General features: G+C 72.3%; 16 protein-coding genes. 7 read left to right on the plus strand and 9 right to left on the minus strand.

Annotated elements, in window-relative coordinates:
- Positions 1-39: 39 nt before the first annotated feature.
- Positions 40-987 carry an EamA family transporter gene (locus tag ACFY32_RS03730; protein ID WP_359194966.1) on the minus strand — a complete coding sequence of 316 codons (948 nt, stop codon included), beginning with the start codon at positions 985-987 and terminating at the stop codon, positions 40-42.
- A 184-nt stretch (positions 988-1171) separates the two neighbouring features.
- On the opposite strand from ACFY32_RS03730, the gene ACFY32_RS03735 reads away from it, so the two are divergent.
- A complete protein-coding gene (locus ACFY32_RS03735; protein WP_390673345.1) occupies positions 1172-1624 on the plus strand; it encodes an NUDIX hydrolase in 453 nt (150 codons plus the stop codon).
- A 30-nt stretch (positions 1625-1654) separates the two neighbouring features.
- Here the strand turns inward: ACFY32_RS03735 and ACFY32_RS03740 are convergent, their stop codons facing one another.
- Positions 1655-4699 carry an FAD-binding and (Fe-S)-binding domain-containing protein gene (locus ACFY32_RS03740; protein WP_390673346.1) on the minus strand — a complete coding sequence of 1015 codons (3045 nt, stop codon included), beginning with the start codon at positions 4697-4699 and terminating at the stop codon, positions 1655-1657.
- A gap of 176 nt (positions 4700-4875) precedes the next feature.
- Here ACFY32_RS03740 and serC point away from each other — a divergent pair, with 176 nt between their 5' ends.
- Positions 4876-5994 carry a phosphoserine transaminase gene (gene serC / locus ACFY32_RS03745; RefSeq protein ID WP_390673347.1) on the plus strand — a complete coding sequence of 373 codons (1119 nt, stop codon included), beginning with the start codon at positions 4876-4878 and terminating at the stop codon, positions 5992-5994.
- A gap of 108 nt (positions 5995-6102) precedes the next feature.
- On the opposite strand, the gene ACFY32_RS03750 is transcribed toward serC, so the two are convergent.
- A complete protein-coding gene (locus tag ACFY32_RS03750; protein ID WP_390673348.1) occupies positions 6103-7062 on the minus strand; it encodes a WD40 repeat domain-containing protein in 960 nt (319 codons plus the stop codon).
- Positions 7063-7150: 88 nt separating this feature from the next.
- Here ACFY32_RS03750 and ACFY32_RS03755 point away from each other — a divergent pair, with 88 nt between their 5' ends.
- From ACFY32_RS03755 to ACFY32_RS03765, 3 genes are all read left to right on the plus strand, one after another.
- Entirely contained in the window at positions 7151-7828 is a 678-nt protein-coding gene (locus tag ACFY32_RS03755; protein WP_359194951.1) for a GDSL-type esterase/lipase family protein, read from the plus strand.
- Positions 7829-7911: 83 nt separating this feature from the next.
- Positions 7912-8499, plus strand: coding sequence for a Uma2 family endonuclease (locus ACFY32_RS03760; RefSeq protein ID WP_359194948.1), 588 nt, complete (start codon positions 7912-7914; stop codon positions 8497-8499).
- Positions 8500-8547: 48 nt separating this feature from the next.
- On the plus strand, positions 8548-9540 hold the full coding sequence (locus ACFY32_RS03765; protein ID WP_359194945.1) for an aldo/keto reductase: 993 nt from the start codon (positions 8548-8550) through the stop codon (positions 9538-9540).
- Between the two features lie 146 nt (positions 9541-9686).
- Here the strand turns inward: ACFY32_RS03765 and thpR are convergent, their stop codons facing one another.
- From thpR to ACFY32_RS03785, 4 genes are all read right to left on the minus strand, one after another.
- A complete protein-coding gene (gene thpR / locus ACFY32_RS03770) occupies positions 9687-10259 on the minus strand; it encodes an RNA 2',3'-cyclic phosphodiesterase (RefSeq protein ID WP_359194942.1) in 573 nt (190 codons plus the stop codon).
- A gap of 117 nt (positions 10260-10376) precedes the next feature.
- Positions 10377-11732: an MFS transporter gene (locus ACFY32_RS03775; protein ID WP_359194939.1), complete on the minus strand. Its 1356-nt coding sequence runs from the start codon at positions 11730-11732 to the stop codon at positions 10377-10379.
- Between the two features lie 24 nt (positions 11733-11756).
- Positions 11757-12194, minus strand: a complete 438-nt coding sequence (locus ACFY32_RS03780) for a MarR family transcriptional regulator (protein ID WP_359194937.1) — start codon at positions 12192-12194, stop codon at positions 11757-11759.
- A gap of 200 nt (positions 12195-12394) precedes the next feature.
- Positions 12395-13822, minus strand: a complete 1428-nt coding sequence (locus ACFY32_RS03785) for an NCS2 family permease (RefSeq protein WP_359194934.1) — start codon at positions 13820-13822, stop codon at positions 12395-12397.
- A gap of 158 nt (positions 13823-13980) precedes the next feature.
- On the opposite strand from ACFY32_RS03785, the gene ACFY32_RS03790 reads away from it, so the two are divergent.
- Together ACFY32_RS03790 and ACFY32_RS03795 are read left to right on the plus strand one after the other, a co-directional pair.
- The gene (locus tag ACFY32_RS03790; protein ID WP_359194931.1) at positions 13981-14238 is read left to right on the plus strand and encodes a DUF2530 domain-containing protein; all 258 of its coding nucleotides are present in this window, start codon (positions 13981-13983) and stop codon (positions 14236-14238) included.
- 119 nt (positions 14239-14357) lie between these two features.
- On the plus strand, positions 14358-16760 hold the full coding sequence (locus tag ACFY32_RS03795) for an HAD-IC family P-type ATPase (protein ID WP_390673349.1): 2403 nt from the start codon (positions 14358-14360) through the stop codon (positions 16758-16760).
- A 4-nt stretch (positions 16761-16764) separates the two neighbouring features.
- Here ACFY32_RS03795 and ACFY32_RS03800 read toward each other — a convergent pair whose 3' ends face one another.
- Both ACFY32_RS03800 and ACFY32_RS03805 read right to left on the minus strand, forming a co-directional pair.
- Entirely contained in the window at positions 16765-17541 is a 777-nt protein-coding gene (locus tag ACFY32_RS03800; protein ID WP_359194925.1) for a calcium-binding protein, read from the minus strand.
- A gap of 23 nt (positions 17542-17564) precedes the next feature.
- Positions 17565-18446, minus strand: a complete 882-nt coding sequence (locus ACFY32_RS03805) for a calcium-binding protein (protein WP_390673350.1) — start codon at positions 18444-18446, stop codon at positions 17565-17567.
- Positions 18447-18453: the final 7 nt, after the last annotated feature.

Genomic DNA, 18453 nt, shown 5'->3' on the forward strand with positions numbered 1-18453 from the left:
CCCGGAGCCCCGGGCGCGGACCGGTCACCCCTGCCTTCCCTACCGCCGTTCCTTCTTCCGCCCCCGCCCCACCTGGGTGCGCACCGCGCCCATGCTGGCCGCGACGACCAGGGCGATGGCGGCGGCCTGGGAGGCGGCCAGGGCCTGGTCGAGGACGAGGAAGCCGGCCAGCGCGGCGATGGCCGGTTCGAGGCTCATCAGGACCGCGAAGGTGGCGGAGGGCAGACGGCGCAGGGCCAGCAGTTCGAGGGTGTACGGCAGGACCGAGGAGAGCAGCGCGACGGCGGCGCCGAGGCCGAGCGTCACCGGGTCCAGCAGCCTGGTGCCCGACTCGGCGATGCCCAGCGGCAGGAACAGCACCGCGCCGACCGCCATGGCGAGGGCGAGCCCGTCGGCCTGCGGGAAGCGGCGGCCGGTGCGGGCGCTGAAGACGATGTACGCGGCCCACATCCCGCCCGCGGCCAGCGCGAAGGCGGCACCGGCGGGGTCGAGGCCGTCGAACCCGCCGCCGCCGAGCAGGAAGACGCCCGCGAGGGCGAGGGCGGCCCAGACGAGGTTGACGGCGCGGCGGGAGGTGACGACGGACAGCGTGAGCGGGCCGAGGACCTCCAGGGTGACCGCCGGACCCATGGCGATGCGGTCGACGGCCTGGTAGAAGAGGCCGTTCATGCCGGCCATGGTGACGCCGAAGACGATCACCGTGCCCCAGTCGGCGCGGGAGTGGCCGCGCAGTTGGGGCCGGCAGACCAGCAGCAGCACCGCGGCGGCCACCACCAGGCGCAGGGTGACGATGCCGAGCGCCCCGGCGCGGGGCATCAGGGTCACCGCGAGGGCGCCGCCGAACTGCACGGACAGTCCCCCGGCGAGCACCAGGCCGACCGGCCCCAGGGCGCCCCGGCGGCCGGGGGCGGTGCCCGGCACGGAGGCGGGGGCCGTCGCGGGGGCGGCCGGGATCGGGGTGCCGGGGTCGGCGCTGGGGGTGGTCACGGGGGCTCCGGGGACGCTGGACGATCGGATCGGTTCACTTCACTGTACTGCGCAGTGCACGGTGATGGACTCTGTCAGTCGTGCGACCCTGCCATGCAACTGTCCAGGGCGGGGTACGTGGCTGTCAACGCGCGGCCCCGGGGTACCGTCCGCAGCGAGTAGCTCCCCCGTGTCCGGAGGTTCGGTGAGACAACTCCTCGTCCGGTTGTGGCGTGCCCTGCGGCCCGTGCAGGGCCGCCTGATGTGGTGCCTGAACGCCAAGTTCGTCGTCGGCGTCACGGGCGTGGTGCGCGACGGCGAGGGACGGGTGCTGCTGCTGCGGCACCGGATGTGGCCGCCCGGCCGCCAGTGGGGGCTGCCGAGCGGCTTCGCGCACAAGGGCGAGGACTTCCGCCGGACCGTGGTCCGCGAGGTCAAGGAGGAGACCGGCCTCGACGTGACGGTGGGCGAACTCGTCATGCTGAACAGCGGCCTGCGCACCCGCCTGGAGGTGGCGTACGAGGCCCGGCTGGCCGGCGGCGAGCTGCGCCTGGACCCGATGGAGATCCTGGAGGCCCGCTGGTGCCGCCCGGAGGAACTCCCGGAGGACGTCCAGCCGGTGTGCCGCCCGCTGGTACGGGGCGAGACGGTCCCCTGACCTGCCCTGACCTGACCGGTACCCGGCGGGTCACTCCAGCCGTTCCCCCGGCCCCTCCGCCAGCCGTTCCCCCGGCCCCTCCGCCAGCCGTTCCTCCAGCCCCTCCGCCAGCACCTCCGCCAGATGCCGCCCGCGCACCCCGGCGAGCTGCGCCAACTGCGTCCGGCACGAGTAGCCGTCCGCCAGGACCACCGCACCGGCCGGTGCCTCGCGCACCGCGGGCAGCAGCCGGTCCTCGGCGCAGGCGACCGACACCTCGTAGTGCCCGGCCTCGAAACCGAAGTTGCCGGCCAGCCCGCAGCAGCCGCCGCTCAGCTCCCCGGTGAGGCCCGCGGCGGCGCGCAGGCGCCGGTCGGCCGTGTCGCCGAGGACCGCGTGCTGGTGGCAGTGGGTCTGGCCGGCCACCGGCCGGTCCAGCGCGGGCGGCGTCCAGTCGGGGGCGTGCCGTTCCAGGGTCTCGGCGAAGGTCAGCACCCGGGCGGCGAGGGCGGCGGCGCGGGGGTCGTCGGGGAGCAGCTCGGGCAGGTCGGCGCGGAGCGCGGCGGCACAGCTCGGCTCCAGGACGACGACCGGGGCGCCGGTGTCCAGGACCGGTCCCATCAGGTCCAGGGTGCGCAGCAGGACGGCACGGGCGCGGTCGAGCTGGCCCGTCGAGACGTACGTCAGCCCGCAGCAGACCCGGCCGCGCCGGGCCGCGAGCAGCGCGGCGGGCGAGCGGGTACGGCCGTCCCCGGCGGCGCCGCGCGGCAGTCGCAGCGTCGGCGGCAGCACCACCCGCAGCCCGGCCGCCTCCAGGACCCGTACGGCCGCGCGGCCCACGGACGGCGAGAGGTGCTCGGTGAACGTGTCGGGCCACAGCACGACCGTGTCCCCGGCGCCGCCCGGCCGGTGCCGCCCGGCCGTGTCCCCGGAGCCGGCCGGCCGGTGCCGCCCGGCCGTGTCCCCGGAGCCGGCCGGCCGGTGCCGCCCGGCCGTGTCCCCGGAGCCGGCGAGCCGGTGCCGGCGCCACCACCGGGTGAACGTCTCTTCCGCCAACCCGGGCAGCGCGCGCTCCGGGGCGATCCCGGCCGCCCGTTTCGCCAGGGCCGCCAGCGGGCGTACCGAGGCCAGCGCGTTGACCACCCGTACCGCCCGGGTGGCGGAGGCCCAGCGCAGCCAGCGCGGCAGCCGGCCCAGGGCGTAGTGCGCGGCGGGGCGGCGGCGGCCGGCGTAGTGGTGGTGCAGGAACTCCGCCTTGTACGTGGCCATGTCGACGCCGACCGGGCAGTCCGAGCGGCAGCCCTTGCAGGACAGGCAGAGGTCGAGGGCGTCGCGGACCTCCGTGGAGCGCCAGCCGTCGGTGATCAGTTCCCCGGCGAGCATCTCGTGCAGCAGCCGGGCCCGGCCGCGCGTGGAGTGCTCCTCCTCGCCGGTCGCCCGGAACGAGGGGCACATCACGGCCGGGCCCGTCGCCGTGGCCGTACGGCACTTGGCGACGCCCACGCAGCGGCGTACCGCGGCGGAGAAGTCGCCGCCGTCGGCCGGGTAGCCGAAGGCGACGTCGACCGGGCGGCGGGGCAGCACGGCGAAGCGGAGGTTGGCGTCCAGGGGCGCCGGGCGGACCAGCATCCCGGGGTTGAGCAGGTCGTCCGGGTCCCAGACGGCCTTGGCGCGCTCGAACAGGGCGACGGTGCCGGCGCCGTACATGCGGGGCAGGAGTTCGGCGCGGGCCTGGCCGTCGCCGTGTTCGCCGGACAGCGAGCCGCCGTGCGCCACGACGAGGCCGGCCAGTTCCTCGGAGAAGCGGCGGAACCGGGCGACGCCCGCCCCGGTCAGCAGGTCGAAGTCGACGCGGACGTGGATGCAGCCGTCCCCGAAGTGCCCGTACGGCGTGCCGCGCAGCCCGTGCGCGGCCAGCAGCGCCCGGAAGTCGCGCAGATACGCGCCGAGCCGGGCCGGCGGCACCGCGCAGTCCTCCCAGCCGGGCCACGCCTCCGAACCTCCCCCGGCCCCCGTCAGGGAGGTGCCCCCGGGCATCCGGGTCGCCGTACCGGCCGCGTCCTCGCGCACGCGCCACAGGGCCCGCTGCCCGGCCGGGTCGGTCACCACCATCGCGTCCAGGACGTCGGCGGCCCGGACGACCGCCCCGGCACGCGCGTGTGCCTCGGCCGCCGTCTCCCCGCCGGTCTCCACGAACAGCCAGGCCCCGCCGCGCGGCAGCCCGGCCGGGGACGGCACCAGGTCGGCGGCCATGCCCTCCACGGTCAGCGGCCCGTGCTCCAGCAGCCCGGCCGCCGCCTCGGCCGCGGCGCCCTCGTCGCCGTAGCCGAGCACGGCGAGCGCCCGCGCGGGGGGCGGCTCGACCAGGCGGACGACGGCCTCCGTCAGCACGCCGAGGGTGCCCTCGGAGCCGCAGAAGGACCGGGCGACGTCGGCGCCCCGCTCGGGCAGCAGCGCGTCCAGGGCGTACCCGGAGATCCGGCGGGGCAGGTCGGGGAAGCCGGTGCGCAGTCGCGCGAGGTCCCCCTCCACCAGTTCCCGCAGCCCGTCCGGCGCCCCGGCCCACTCCCGTCCGAGCCGCAGTCGCCGCCCGCGTGCGGTGAGCACCTCCAGCTCCCGCACGCTGTCGGCGGTCGTGCCCCAGGCCACCGAGTGCGAGCCGCACGAGTTGTTGCCGATCATCCCGCCGAGGGTGCAGCGGCCGTGGGTGGAGGGGTCGGGGCCGAAGCGCAGGCCGTGCGGGGCGGCGGCCTCCTGGAGCCGGTCCAGCACCAGCCCCGGCTGCACGACGGCGGTCCGGGCCGCCGGGTCCAGGGCGAGCAGCCGGTTCATGTGCCGGGTGAAGTCCAGCACCACGCCCGTGCCGGTGGCCTGCCCCGCGATCGAGGTCCCGCCCCCGCGCGGCACGACCGGCACGCCGTGCGCCCGGCACACCTCCAGTACGGCGGCCACGTCGTCGGCGTCCCGGGGGGCGACCACGCCCAGCGGGACCCGGCGGTAGTTGGAGGCGTCCATGGTGGTGAGCGCCCGGGAGGTGACGTCGAAGCCGACCTCGCCCCGGACGGCCTTCCGCAGCGCTGCCTCAAGATCGGTCATGCCTCCAGCATGCTCCGGTTCCTTTCCCCTCGGCATCCGGCATGCTCAGGTTCGTTTCCCCTCGGCCTCCGGCACGCTCCGGCTCGTGTCCCATCGGCCTCCGGCACACTGAGGTTCGTGTCTCATCGAACGGACACGCTTCCGTACCGTTTCACCGAGGGGATACGCTCCGGCTCGTGGCTGAGATCCAGATTCCTGCTGACATCAAGCCCGCCGACGGTCGTTTCGGCGCGGGTCCCTCCAAGGTGCGGACGGAAGCGCTGGACGCGCTGGCCGCCACCGGTACCACCCTCATGGGCACCTCCCACCGCCAGGCCCCGGTGAAGAACCTGGTCGGCAAGGTGCGCGAGGGCATCCGCGAGCTGTTCCAGCTCCCCGACGGCTACGAGGTGATCCTCGGCAACGGCGGCTCCACCGCGTTCTGGGACATCGCGACCCACGGCCTGATCGAGAACAGGTCGCAGCACCTCAGCTTCGGCGAGTTCAGCTCCAAGTTCGCCAAGGCCGCCAAGCTGGCCCCCTGGCTGGCCGACCCGGACATCGTCTCCGCCGACCCGGGCACCCACCCGGAGCCGGCCGCCGAGGCGGGCGTGGACGTCTACGCCCTCACCCACAACGAGACCTCGACCGGTGTGGCCATGCCCATCAAGCGGGTGGCCGGCGCCGACGAGGGCGCGCTGGTGCTGGTCGACGCCACCTCCGGCGCGGGCGGCCTGCCGGTCGACGTCGCCGAGACCGACGTGTACTACTTCGCGCCGCAGAAGTCCTTCGCCGCCGACGGCGGCCTGTGGATCGGCCTGTTCTCCCCGGCCGCCATCGAGCGCGCCGAGCGCGTGCACGCCTCCGGCCGGCACATCCCGGAGTTCTTCTCGCTGCCGACCGCGATCGACAACTCGCGCAAGAACCAGACGTACAACACCCCGGCGCTCGCCACGCTGTTCCTGCTGGGCGAGCAGGTGGACTGGCTCAACGGGCAGGGCGGCCTGGACTGGGCGGTCCGCCGCACGGCGACCTCGGCGCGGACGCTGTACGGCTGGGCCGAGGACGTGAAGTTCGCGTCCCCGTTCGTCACCGACCCGGCCAAGCGCTCGGCGGTCATCGGCACGATCGACTTCACGGACGAGGTCGACGCCGCCGCCGTCGCCAAGGTGCTCCGCGCCAACGGCATCGTCGACACCGAGCCGTACCGCAAGCTGGGCCGCAACCAGCTCCGCGTGGCGATGTTCCCGGCGGTCGACCCGTCGGACGTCGAGGCCCTGACCAAGTGCATCGACTACGTGATCGAGCACCTGTAGCAGTCCCCGCACAGCGGAAGAGGGGCGCCCGGTATCCCACCGGGCGCCTTTCGCTTGTCCGGGCAGTCGCGGAAACGCGTGCGGGCCGGGTGGGAGACCCGCGCGGGCTCAGCTCCGGCGGAACAGCTTGCGCAGGCCGAACAGGGCGGCGAGGGCGACCAGTAGGGCCGCTCCGCCGATCTTCAGTGTGCCGCTGTCCGTGCCGCCGCCCGTGTCGTCGCCGGAGGCCGACGGGCTCCCGCCCCCGGTGGACGGCGCGGCGCCGGGCGCGTCCTCGGCCTTCACCGTGCTGCCCGTGCCCTCCATGCCGAGCAGCAGCTTCTTGCCGTCGACGGTGTAGGTGACGGACTCGCCCTGGCCCAGCGGCACGCTGATCCGGCCCCTGCGCGCGATCTTGCCGTCGTTCCAGTCGTAGTACAGGCCCCCGAGGTAGCCCCGCACGGTGAGCTGGCGGCCGTCCGGCGAGAAGGCCGCGTCGGTGGCCCACAGGTCGACGGCGGCGGCCGGCTCGAAGACGTTGGTGCCGGAGGCGGAGAGCCGGGCCGGGCCCTCGTAGAGGTGACCGCCCTCCTCGTTCTTGTCGATGATGTAGACGCGGCCGGTCTTCGGGTGGACGACCAGGGACTCGGCGTCGCGCGGCCCGTCCGCGTACTTCACGACGTACTGGGTGGCCTTGACCGTCTGGTCCTTCAGCTCGGTCGGCTCGGGCAGCTCGTAGATCCACACGTTGGGCCACTTGCCGCCGAAGTTGTCGCCGATGTCGCCGACGTAGATCCGGTTGTCCGGGCCGATGGAGACCGCCTCCATGTCGCGTGGCGTGCCGACCCCGGAGAGGGTGACCCGGGCGACCGTCTCCCCGGTCCTGCCGTCCACCGCGTACAGGCTGGTGTCCTGGTCGTTGTGGGTCCAGTAGATGCCGGGGTGCAGCCGGGAGGCGGCCAGGCCGCTGGACTCGGTGATCCTCGGGTCCCGGATGGTGAACCCCTTGTCCCCGTCGACGGCGTGGGCGGGCGTGGCGACGGCACCCGCGAGGAGGGCCGCGGCGAGAAGGGCGAAGGGTCGGCGCATGGGCCCAAGCCTGCCATCACGTACGGCCGTTCATGGCGGTGGCCGGGGTCACATCGCGGCGGGCGCCCGGATCGTCCATGATGATCGGATGCTCAGGTTCATGCCCGTCGGTGACTCCCAGACGATCGGGAGCGCGGGCGAACACACCTGGCGCTACCGGCTGTGGCAGCACCTGTGCGCGGAGTACGGCGGTCCGTTCACCTTCGTCGGCCCCCGCGAGACGCTCTACGACAAGGCCGCGGACGCGCCCGTCTCCCTCGCCTACGCCGACCCCGGCTTCCCCCGCGCCCACCTCGCGGGCTGGGGCGAGGGCTGGCTGCACATGGCCCCGCTGATCGGGGAGGCGGTCCGGGAGCACGACGCGGACGTGCTGCTGGTCGCCCTCGGCCTGATCGACCTCGGCTTCTACACCAACGCCGAGCAGACCGCCGAGAACGTCCACCGCTTCGTCGCCGGGGCGCGGGCGGCCCGCCCCCGCGTCCGCATGGTGCTGCTGCCGGTGATCCCGAACATCAGGGCCCACCAGGACCCGCCCTTCGCCGCGCAGGTCGCCCTCTTCAACGACCTGCTCGCCAAGGCCGTCGCCGACCTGGACCAACCCCGCTCCCCGCTGCTGCTGGCCTCCGTGCCGCCCGCGTACGACCTCCGCACGGCCACCTACGACGGCACCCACCCCGGCGCCTTGGGCGAACACAAGATCGCCGCGGCGTTCGCGGACGCGATGCACCAGGGGTGGGGGCTGGGCGGCCCGTACGGGGGCTGCTAGTCCGTCCGTGTCCTGGCGGCCGTGCGTATCGTTGTACCGCGCGGCGGCTTCTGTTCGGGGAGCCGTCGGGGAGGAGCGCCACGATGACCGTCGTAGACGACAGGATCGCCATGGCCGACGTCAGCACCGAGAGCCTCGACGAGTGGTTCGAGCGGCTCGAAAAGATGCCCGTCCCCGAAGGATTCAGGGTCGAGATCGTCGGGGGCAGCGTCCACATGACACCGCAGCGGGGCACGCACTGGGAGATCATCTTCGATATCGCGTCGGCCATCCGATCCCGATTCGGAAGGCGTGCCAAGGTGCTCTCCGACGTCCGCATCGACTTCCCCGGCCACCAGAACGGCTTCTGCCCGGACGTCGCGAAGCTCCGCGACGGCGCCGAGCCGGACGAGGCGGGTCGCTGGCGCCACGAGGACGTGGAGTTCGTCGCTGAGGTCATCTCGCAGGGGACCGCCGCCAACGACTACGGCCCGAAGAAGACCGCGTACGCCGTCGCCGAGGTGCCCGTCTACCTGATCGCCGACCCCTACCAGGGCAAGTGCCACGTCTACACCCAGCCGAAGGACGGCGAGTACATCACCGAGACCACCGTCGGCTTCGGCCACGACCTCGACCTCACCGGCACGCCCCTCGGCCTCACCCTGCGCACCGCCGACTTCCCCCGCGACTGATCGCCCCCGCTTGCCTGGAGCGCACTCAAGGTCGTTGGCTTGGGGACCATGGAGTACACGCAGCTCGGACGCACGGGACTCAAGGTCAGCCGGCTCGTCCTCGGGACGATGAACTTCGGTCCGCAGACCGACGAGCCGGACAGTCACGCGATCATGGACGCGGCACTGGACGCGGGCATCAACTTCTTCGACACGGCCAACGTCTACGGCTGGGGCGAGAACAAGGGCCGCACCGAGGAGATCATCGGCAACTGGTTCGCGCAGGGCGGCGGCCGGCGCGACAAGGTCGTCCTCGCCACCAAGGTGTACGGCAACATGGGCGCCGACGGCGCGGCCTGGCCCAACCACGACAAGCTCTCCGCCGTGAACATCCGGCGGGCGGTCGACGCCAGCCTCAAGCGGCTGCGGACCGACCACATCGACCTGTACCAGTTCCACCACATCGACCGGGACACCTCGTTCGACGAGATCTGGCAGGCGATCGACGTCCTGGTCCAGCAGGGCAAGATCGTCTACGCGGGTTCCTCGAACTTCCCCGGTTACAAGATCGCGCAGGCCAACGAGACCGCCGCCCGGCGCGGCGGGACCATCGGCCTGGTCAGCGAGCAGTGCCTCTACAACCTCGCCGAGCGCCGCGCCGAGATGGAGGTCATCCCGGCCGCCCAGGAGTACGGGCTCGGCGTGATCCCCTGGTCGCCGCTGAACGGCGGGCTGCTCGGCGGGGTCATCAAGAAGGAGGTGCAGGGCGGTCGCCGGGCGACCGGCCGGGCCGCCGACACGCTCGCCGACCCCGCGGGCCGCGCCCGTATCCAGGCGTACGAGGACCTGCTCGGCAAGCACGGGGTGGAGCCCGGCGAGGCCGCGCTGGCCTGGCTGCTCACCCGGCCCGGCGTGACCGGCCCGATCGTCGGCCCGCGCACCGCCGAGCAGCTCACGTCGGCCGTGCGGGCCGTGGAGCTGGAACTCTCCCAGGAGCTGCTGGACGGGCTGGACGAGATCTTCCCGGGCCCGGGGCCGTCCCCGGAGGCGTTCGCCTGGTAGCGGGCGGCGCCGGCCCGCGGAGGGGGCGCGGCGGCGGTCGCGGGCGCTAGCTTCCGACCGCCGCCGCCACCGCCACCACCACGAGCATCAGCACAAGCACACCGGCCATGATCCGGTTCCGGGTTTTGGGGTCCACGGCAACGAGCCTAACCGGCCCGGCCGAGCGGCTCGCGGGCGACCGCCTCGTACCGGGGCCGCTCGCCGGGCACTCCGGACACGGGCAGGTTGCTGCGGACGAGTACCAGCTCGTCCACGGTCCAGGTGCGGCTGGTGAACCCGTCGAGCGCCGCCAGGTACGCCCGCACGTCGTACGCCTCCCGGCTCCGGGCGACGGTGAGGTGCGGGACGTACCGGCGGTGCTCCTGCGTCGTCACGCCCGCCTTCCGGCCCGCCGCCCGGGTTCGCGCGGCGAGCAGGGCGAGGGCCCCCGGCTCCCCGGCCGCGCCGGCCCACAGCGCCCGCCCGTGCCCGAACTGCCCGCCCCCGCGCAGCGCCAGCCCGAACGGCACGGACCGCCGCGCCGCCCGGCCCAGTCGCTCCGACAGCTCCGGTACGCGGGCGTCGTCGACCTCTCCGTAGAAGGTGAGGGTGAAGTGCCACCCCGCCCGCCCGGTCCACCGCAGCTCCTTGGCCCCCGGCAGCCCCCTCAGCCGCCCCACCTCGACGGCCAGCGCGTCCACGACATCCTCGGGCGGCAGCACGGCGGCGAAGAGTCTCATGGGCCCAGTGTGCCCGGCGTGTCCCGGTCACCGTGCGTGTCGTGGTACCGCGCGGCTGCCCGCTGCGGGGTACAGGACGGCCTCGTGCTGACGACCGACGGCTTCCCCGCGACCGGCCTACGCCGCTCGGGCGAGTTCCTCGTGCCGGTCGCGGGGGACGAAGTGCAGGCGGGGATGGCCGTGGTGCCAGTTGAGGGTGAGGCGGAGGTTGCCGACCCGGGCCAGGACCAGGCCGATCACCGCCGCGGCCAGCGCGGCGACGGTGCCGCCGGCCGCGAAGCCGACCCGGGGGCCGTAGGTGTCGGTGACCCAGCCGACGATCGGGGCGCCGACCGGCGAGCCGCCGAGGAACACCATCATGTAGAGGGCCATGACGCGGCCCCGCATGGCCGGGTCGGTGGACATCTGGATGCTGGTGTTGGCGGTGACGTTCACCGTCATGCTGAAGACGCCGATCGGCACCATGAGCAGCGCGAACAGCCACAGCGTGGGCGCGACGGCGGCCACGATCTCCAGCGCGCCGAAGCCGAGCGCCGCCGCGATCAGCACCCGCAGCCGGGCCGTGCCGCGCCGCGCCGCCAGCAGCGCGCCGGCCAGCGAACCGACCGCCATCAGCGTGTTGAACAGGCTGTACTCGCCCGCGCCCGCGTCGAAGACGTCGTCGGCGAAGGCGGAGAGGAAGACCGGGAAGTTGAAGCCGAAGGTGCCGATGAAGCCGACCAGCACGATCGTCCAGATCAGCTCGGGCCGCCCGGCGACGTACCGCAGGCCCTCCCGCAACTGGCCCTTGCCGCGCGGCGCGCGCTGGACGACGTGGAGTTCCCGGGCGCGCATCAGCAGCAGCCCGGTGAGCGGCGCCACGAAGGACAGGCCGTTGGCGAGGAACGCCCAGCCGGTGCCCACGCCCGTGATCATCACGCCCGCGACGGCGGGACCGACCAGCCGGGCGGACTGGAAGTTGGCCGAGTTCAGGCTGACCGCGTTCTGCAACTGGTCGGGGCGGACCAGCTCGGAGACGAAGGACTGCCGGGCCGGGTTGTCCATGACGGTGGCCAGGCCCATGGCGAACGCGGCGAGGTAGACGTGCCAGACCTCGACGTGCCCGGTCAGGGTGAGGACGGCGAGGAAGATCGCGGTCAGGGCCATCGCCGACTGGGTGACCAGCAGCGTGGGGCGCTTGCGCAGCCGGTCGACGAGGACGCCGCCGTAGAGGCCGAAGAGGAGCATCGGCAGGAACTGCAGGGCGGTCGTGATGCCGACCGCCGCGGAGGACCCGGTGAGCGAGAGCACCAGCCAGTCCTGGGCGATGCGCTGCATCCAGGTGCCGACGTTGGAGACGACCTGGCCCAGGAAGAACAGGCGGTAGTTCCTGACCTTCAGGGAGGCGAACATGGACGTGCCGCGCCGGGGCTCGGGCGGCGTGTCGTGGTGGTCAGGTGCGGGGGCGGAAGCTGCTCCGGGTCCCGTACTCAAAAGGTCGCCTCCTCGTTGCGCGGCTTACAGGTGTGCGAGTTTCTCCAGTACGGGGGCGGCGGCGCGGATCTTCGCCCACTCGTCCTCGTCCAGGTCCTCCACCAGCGTGGCCAGGAACGCGTTCCGCTTGCGGCGGCTCTCCTCGAGCATGACCACGGCCTGCTCGGTCTGCGTCACGACCTTCTGGCGCCGGTCCTCGGGGTGCGGCTCCAGTCGGACCAGCCCCTTGGCCTCCAGGAGTGCCACGATGCGGGTCATCGACGGCGGCTGCACGTGCTCCTTGCGGGCGAGTTCGCCCGGGGTGGCGCTGCCGCAGTTGGACAGGGTGCCCAGCACCGACATCTCGGTCGGGCTGAGCGACTCGTCGACCCGCTGGTGCTTGAGCCGACGGGACAACCGCATCACGGCGGATCGGAGGGAGTTCACGGCGGCGGCGTCGTCGCCATGGCTGAGGTCCGGCATGTCTTTAGCCTAACTCATTAGTCTTACGAAGGACCACTGCTGGAGCATCCTGTGCCCGTGACTCCCGCCACTGCACTCTCGTATCACCCGTACGAGGGGAGCGCATGCGGACCGCGGCAGGTCGTCCGGCGGCGGAAACGGACGAGCGTCCGGACGGTGGGTACCGTCCGGACGCTCGCTCGGGGTGGTCCCCCACGGGATCACGTGAGGCCGAGGGCCGGCATCAGGTAGTAGAAGGCGAACACCGCGGAGACGACGTACATCGCCACCGGCACCTCGCGCCCGCGCCCGGCCGCCAGGCGCAGCAGCGCGAAGGAGATGAAGCCCATCCCGATGCCGTTGGTGATCGAGTACGTGAACGGCATGATCAGCATGGTCACGAAGGCCGGGATGGCGATCGTGAAGTCCGCCCAGTCGATCTTGGTGATCGAGCCGGACAGGATCAGGAAGCCGACCGCGATCAGCGCCGGGGTGGCCGCCTGGGACGGCACCATCGTGGCGATCGGCGTGAGGAACAGCGCGACGGCGAACAGCGCGCCGGTGACCACGCTGGCCAGGCCGGTCCGGGCGCCCTCGCCGACGCCGGCCGTGGACTCCACGAACGCGGTGGTGGCCGAGGCGGAGCTGGCACCGCCGGCGGCGACGGCGACACCGTCGACGAACAGGACCCGGTTGATGCCGGGCATCTGGCCCTCGGCGTCGGTCAGCTTGGCCTCGTCGCTGACGCCCATGATCGTGCCCATCGCGTCGAAGAAGCACGACAGCAGCACGGTGAAGACGAACAGCACGCCGGTGAGCACACCGACCTTCTCGAACCCGCCGAACAGGCTGACCTCGCCGACCAGGGAGAAGTCGGGGCTGGAGACGGGGTTGCCGGGCCACTTCGGGGTGGTCAGGCCCCAGGACGGTATGTCGGCGACCGCGTTGACGATCACCGCGAGGACCGTCATCACGACGATGGAGATCAGGATCGCGCCGGAGATCTTGCGGACGATCAGCGCCAGGGTGAGCAGCACGCCCAGGACGAAGATCAGCACGGGCCAGCCGTGCAGATGCCCGCCGCTGCCCAACTGGAGCGGGACGGTGGTCTGGGCGGCGTCCGGCATCCGGGTGACGAACCCGGAGTCGACCAGGCCGACCAGCATCACGAACAGGCCGATGCCGATGGAGATGGCCTTGCGCAGCCCGAACGGCACGGCGTTCATCACGCGCTCGCGCAGGCCGGTGGCGACCAGGAGCATCACCACGAAACCGGCCAGCACGACCATGCCCATGGCGTCCGGCCAGGACATCCGGGGGGCCAACTGGAGGGCGACGACCGAGTTCACCCCCAGGCCGGCGGCGAGCGCGATCGGCACGTTGCCGATGACGCCCATCAGGAGCGTGGTGAACGCGGCGGTCAGGGCGGTGGCGGTGACCAGTTGGCCGTTGTCGAGCTGGTGCCCGTACATGTCCTTGGCGCTGCCGAGGATGATCGGGTTCAGCACGATGATGTAGGCCATCGCGAAGAAGGTGGCGAAGCCGCCGCGGACCTCACGGGCGAGGGTGCTGCCCCGCTCGGAGATCTTGAAATAGCGGTCGAGCGCGTTCTGCTGGAGACGGCCCTCGATGGACATGAAAGACCTCATCACCAGCAGGCTCCCCCACGGCCCTTTGGTGTTTTCTACGAATGAAAGTGGTCAAGGACAAACGTGTTCAGTATGAACATATGAAGGAGATAACGCTATCTCCGCGCGTAGACCCGCGCGGCGCGGGGCGCGTCGGCGGTGCCTCGTAAGCTGTGCGCATGGCGAAGTGGACACCGAAGCACGAGGCGCCGGAGCCCCTGGAGGGCCCCGTGGTCGCCACCATCACCGGCGGCACCGTCATCTGGTTCGTCCTCTTCCTGGCCCAGCTCCCGTTCTACGGCTGGTTCGACGACCACGGGCACACCTGGTGGCTGTGGACCTGTCTGGCCGGCGGTGGCCTCGGCCTGATCGGCGTCTGGTACGTCCGCCGGCGGGACGCCGCGATCAAGCGCTCCCGGTCCGGGACCGCCGGGTAGTACCCCGAGGACACCGCGTAGTACCAGGGCAGCACATCCCGGCGGACCCGTCCTCCGCTGGTCGGATCTTCGCTCTCCTCGCCGGGTGAAGCCGCACGTCCGCCCGTACCGTCGAATGCATGACGCACATCGACGCGGGCGCCGAACTCGATCCCGTGCACCCGGTGCCGCTGCCCCCGTCGGCGGCGGGCGGGCTGAGCGCCGCCGAGGTCGCCGAGCGGGTGGCGCGGGGGCAGGTCAACGACGTGCCGGTGCGCAGCAGCCGGTCGCTGGTCGACATCGTGCGCTCCAACGTCTTCACCCGGTTCAACGCGATCATCGGCGTGCTCTGGGTGATCATGCTGATCGTGGCGCCGATCCAGGACAGCCTGTTCGGGTTCGTGATCCTCGCCAACACCGGGATCGGCATCTTCCAGGAGTGGCGGGCGAAGCAGACCCTGGACTCGCTCGCCCTGATCGGCGAGGTACGGCCCCGGGTGCGGCGGGACGGGGCGGCCACCGAGGTCGGCACCTCCGAGATCGTGCTGGACGACGTGATCGAGTTCGGGCCCGGGGACAAGGCCGTCGTCGACGGGGTGTGCGTCGAGGCGGACGGGCTGGAGATCGACGAGTCGCTGCTCACCGGCGAGGCCGACCCGGTGGTCAAACGCCCCGGCGACCAGGTGATGTCCGGCAGTTTCGTGGTCGCGGGCGGCGGGGCGTACCGGGCGGTCAAGGTGGGGCGGGAGGCGTACGCCGCGCAGTTGGCCGAGGAGGCGTCCCGCTTCACCCTGGTCCACTCCGAGCTGCGCTCCGGGATCTCCACCATCCTCAAGTACGTCACCTGGATGATGGTGCCGACCGCGATCGGCCTGATCATCAGCCAGTTGGTCGGCGAGGACAACGACCTCAAGGACTCCGTCGCCCGCACCGTCGGCGGCATCGTGCCCATGGTCCCCGAGGGCCTGGTGCTGCTCACCTCGGTCGCCTTCGCGATCGGCGTGATCCGGCTGGGCCGCAAGCAGTGCCTGGTCCAGGAACTGCCCGCGATCGAGGGCCTGGCCCGCGTCGACACGGTCTGCCTGGACAAGACGGGCACGCTCACCGAGGGCGGCATGGACGTCACCGAGCTGCGCCCGCTGAACGGCGCCGAGGAGGGGTACGTACGGCGGGTGCTCGGCGCGCTGGGCGCGGCCGACCCCCGGCCGAACGCGTCCCTGAAGGCGATCATCGACGCCTACCCGGACGACGGCGCCGGCTCCTGGCACCGCACGGGCGCGCTGCCCTTCTCCTCCGCCCGCAAGTACAGCGGCGCCTCCTTCGAGGAGGGCGACGGCACCCGTACCGCCTGGCTGCTGGGCGCGCCCGACGTGCTGCTGGACGACGAGGACCCCGCCCTCGCCGAGACCGGGCGGCTCAACGAGCAGGGCCTGCGGGTGCTGCTGCTGGCCCGCACCGCACGCGTCCTGGACGACGCGCGGGTGGCCGAGGGCGCCGAGCCGGCCGCGCTGGTCGTCCTGGAGCAGAAGCTGCGGCCCGACGCCGCCGAGACGCTGCGCTACTTCGCCCAGCAGGACGTCCGCGCCAAGGTCGTCTCCGGGGACAACGCGGTGTCGGTCGGCGCGGTCGCCGCCAAGCTGGGGCTGAGCGGCACGGCGGTCGACGCGCGGCAACTGCCCGCCGAGCCGGAGGCCATGGGCGAGGCGCTCGACGAGGGCACGGTGTTCGGGCGGGTCACCCCGCAGCAGAAGCGGGAGATGGTCGGCGCCCTGCGGTCACGCGGGCACACCGTCGCGATGACCGGCGACGGCGTCAACGACGTCCTCGCCCTGAAGGACGCCGACATCGGGGTGGCGATGGGCTCCGGGTCGGAGGCGACCCGGGCGGTCGCGCAGATCGTGCTGCTGAACAACAGCTTCGCCACGCTGCCCTCGGTGGTCGCCGAGGGCCGCCGGGTGATCGGCAACATCACCCGCGTCGCGACCCTGTTCCTGGTCAAGACGGTGTACTCGGTGCTGCTGGCCATCCTGGTGGTGGGCTGGCAGGTGGAGTACCCGTTCCTGCCCCGCCACCTCACCCTGCTGTCCACCCTGACGATCGGTGTCCCGGCCTTCTTCCTCGCCCTCGCCCCCAACCGGGAACGGGCGCGGCCGCACTTCGTCCGGCGGGTGATGCGGTACGCGATCCCGGGCGGGGCGGTGGCCGGCGTGGCGACCTTCGTGACGTACCTGGCGGCGCGGCACCACTACAGCGGGCCGGGGGCGCTGGACGCGGAGACCAGCGCGGCGACGCTGACGCTGTTCCTGATCTCGCTGTGGATTCTGGCGATCATCGCCCGCCCCTACACCTGGTGGCGGATCGCCCTGGTCGCGGCGATGGGCGCCGGATTCCTGCTGGTCCTCGCGGTGCCCTGGCTCCAGGACTTCTTCGCCCTCAAGCTCGTCGGTACGACGATGCCGTGGGCGGCGGTCGCCATCGCCGCGGTGGCGGCGGCCGCCCTGGAACTCCTGTGGAGGTGGGTCGACCGCCGCGTACCGGCGTGAGGGGTTACTTCACGTCGACGAAGTCACCGGTGGCGTTGACCGCGCCGGTGGTCGAGTTCCCCGCGAAGGCGAAGCGGTAGTAGCCGTCGGCCGACGCCTTGACGGTGGTCTTCAGGTTGCCCTTCGAGTCCGCCTTGATCGTCTTGACCGTGGTGTAGCTGCTGGCCGACTTCTTGCGGTACTGGAGCTTCACGGACTGGCTGCCGTAGGCGCCGTACTTCAGCGACTCCCAGTTGGCCCGGGTGAGGCTGCCGGTGACCGTGAGGGTCTTGCCCTTCTTGACCGGCTCGGGAGCGGCGTTGGCGGTCAGCTTCGCGGCGCGCTGGAACTTGAAGGAACCGGCCTTCTCCTTCCACACGAAGTCGCCGTCCTTGGCGTCGACCCACGCGTCGACGTACCAGGTGCCCGCGTTGGCGTTCGACAGGTAATCGGTCTTCGGGTCGATCTTCACCGAGGCGGAGCAGGTGGAGGTGGTGCTGTTGACCTTGGTGCAGGTCGGCTTGCCCGTCAGCTCCCAGCCGGCACCCGGGCCCACGAGGTCGAACGGGTCGGCGCTCTTGATGCCCGAGTTGTCCGTGGCGGTGACGCTGACCTTGATGGTCTTGGCACCGGAGGTGCCGATCGCCACCTTGTTGTCGCTGTCCACGACGACCTTGGTGATCTTCGTGTCGCCGTAGCCTCCGTCCTTCGGACGGACGGTGTCGGCCTGCGCGGCCGGGACGGCGAGAGCGGAAAGGGCGAGGGCGCCGATGGCGGCGGTCCCGATGACGCGTGTACGCATGATGTTGTATCCCCCTGTTGTGATTACTTGACGTCGACGTAGTCGCCGGCTGCGACGGACGCCGCGGTGCTGGTGATGCCCTTGTAGTTGAAGCGGTGGTACCCGTCCGAAGCCGCCTTGACGGTCGTCTTCAGGGCGCCGCCCGAGGTGGTCTTGATGCCCTTGACGGTGCTGTACGAGGAGCTGCCGGCCTTGCGGAACTGCAGCGACACGGACTGGCCGCTGGGGATGCCGACGTACTTGCCGGTCTCCCAGTCGGCGCGGGTGAGCTTGCCGGTGACCGTGATGGTGGCCCCCTTCTTCACCGGCTCCGGCGCGGCGTTGACCGTCAGCTTGGACAGGCGCTGGACCTTGTGGGTCCGGTAGTAGTCCGTGTAGGAGACGCTCTGGTCGTTCGCCAGCACACCCACGCTCACGTGCCAGGAGCCGGCCAGGGCGTTGTCGTAGACGTAACCGGTCAGGTCATCGCCGTCGTCGAAGCCGGGCCTGGCGGTGATGGTGAGCTTGCAGGTGGACTTCGTGGCACTGGCGGCCTTGCACGTGGCGACGTCCTGGTTCGGCGGCAGCCAGCCGTCGGGGCGCTCCGGGTCGGAGCCGCGCCAGAGGTCGATGTAGGCGTCGGCGATGCCGCTCGCGTGGGTGGCGGTCACCGACACGGTGAAGGTCTTGACGGTGGTGGTGCCGAGGACCACGTTCTTGCCCCCGTTCACCGAAACACTGGTGACGGTGGGCTCGGCAGCGGCGGCGCGGAGGGCCGAGCGGCCGGAGGTGACGCCGAAGACCTCGGCCCCGCTCGGCTTCCGCAGGGCGACGTCGTCCGCCGATGCGGCCTGCGCGGCGGGTACGACGAGAGCGGACAGAGCCAGGGCGCCGGTCACGGCGGCCACGGTGGCACGAATGCGCATGCGTTCC

The organism is Streptomyces sp. NPDC000134, assembly GCF_042899225.1.
Lineage (GTDB): Bacteria > Actinomycetota > Actinomycetes > Streptomycetales > Streptomycetaceae > Streptomyces.

Excerpts from the sequence above, each read along its gene's own strand:
- ACFY32_RS03790 (WP_359194931.1), top strand. The coding sequence starts at position 13,981 with ATGGCGAAGTGGACACCGAAGCACGAGGCGCCGGAGCCCCTGGAGGGC.
- ACFY32_RS03780 (WP_359194937.1), bottom strand. The coding sequence starts at position 12,194 with ATGCCGGACCTCAGCCATGGCGACGACGCCGCCGCCGTGAACTCCCTC.
- ACFY32_RS03755 (WP_359194951.1), top strand. The coding sequence starts at position 7,151 with ATGCTCAGGTTCATGCCCGTCGGTGACTCCCAGACGATCGGGAGCGCG.
- ACFY32_RS03750 (WP_390673348.1), bottom strand. The coding sequence starts at position 7,062 with ATGCGCCGACCCTTCGCCCTTCTCGCCGCGGCCCTCCTCGCGGGTGCC.
- ACFY32_RS03785 (WP_359194934.1), bottom strand. The coding sequence starts at position 13,822 with ATGAGGTCTTTCATGTCCATCGAGGGCCGTCTCCAGCAGAACGCGCTC.
- thpR (WP_359194942.1), bottom strand. The coding sequence starts at position 10,259 with ATGAGACTCTTCGCCGCCGTGCTGCCGCCCGAGGATGTCGTGGACGCG.
- ACFY32_RS03795 (WP_390673349.1), top strand. The coding sequence starts at position 14,358 with ATGACGCACATCGACGCGGGCGCCGAACTCGATCCCGTGCACCCGGTG.
- ACFY32_RS03765 (WP_359194945.1), top strand. The coding sequence starts at position 8,548 with ATGGAGTACACGCAGCTCGGACGCACGGGACTCAAGGTCAGCCGGCTC.
- ACFY32_RS03805 (WP_390673350.1), bottom strand. The coding sequence starts at position 18,446 with ATGCGCATTCGTGCCACCGTGGCCGCCGTGACCGGCGCCCTGGCTCTG.
- ACFY32_RS03800 (WP_359194925.1), bottom strand. The coding sequence starts at position 17,541 with ATGCGTACACGCGTCATCGGGACCGCCGCCATCGGCGCCCTCGCCCTT.
- ACFY32_RS03760 (WP_359194948.1), top strand. The coding sequence starts at position 7,912 with ATGACCGTCGTAGACGACAGGATCGCCATGGCCGACGTCAGCACCGAG.
- ACFY32_RS03740 (WP_390673346.1), bottom strand. The coding sequence starts at position 4,699 with ATGACCGATCTTGAGGCAGCGCTGCGGAAGGCCGTCCGGGGCGAGGTC.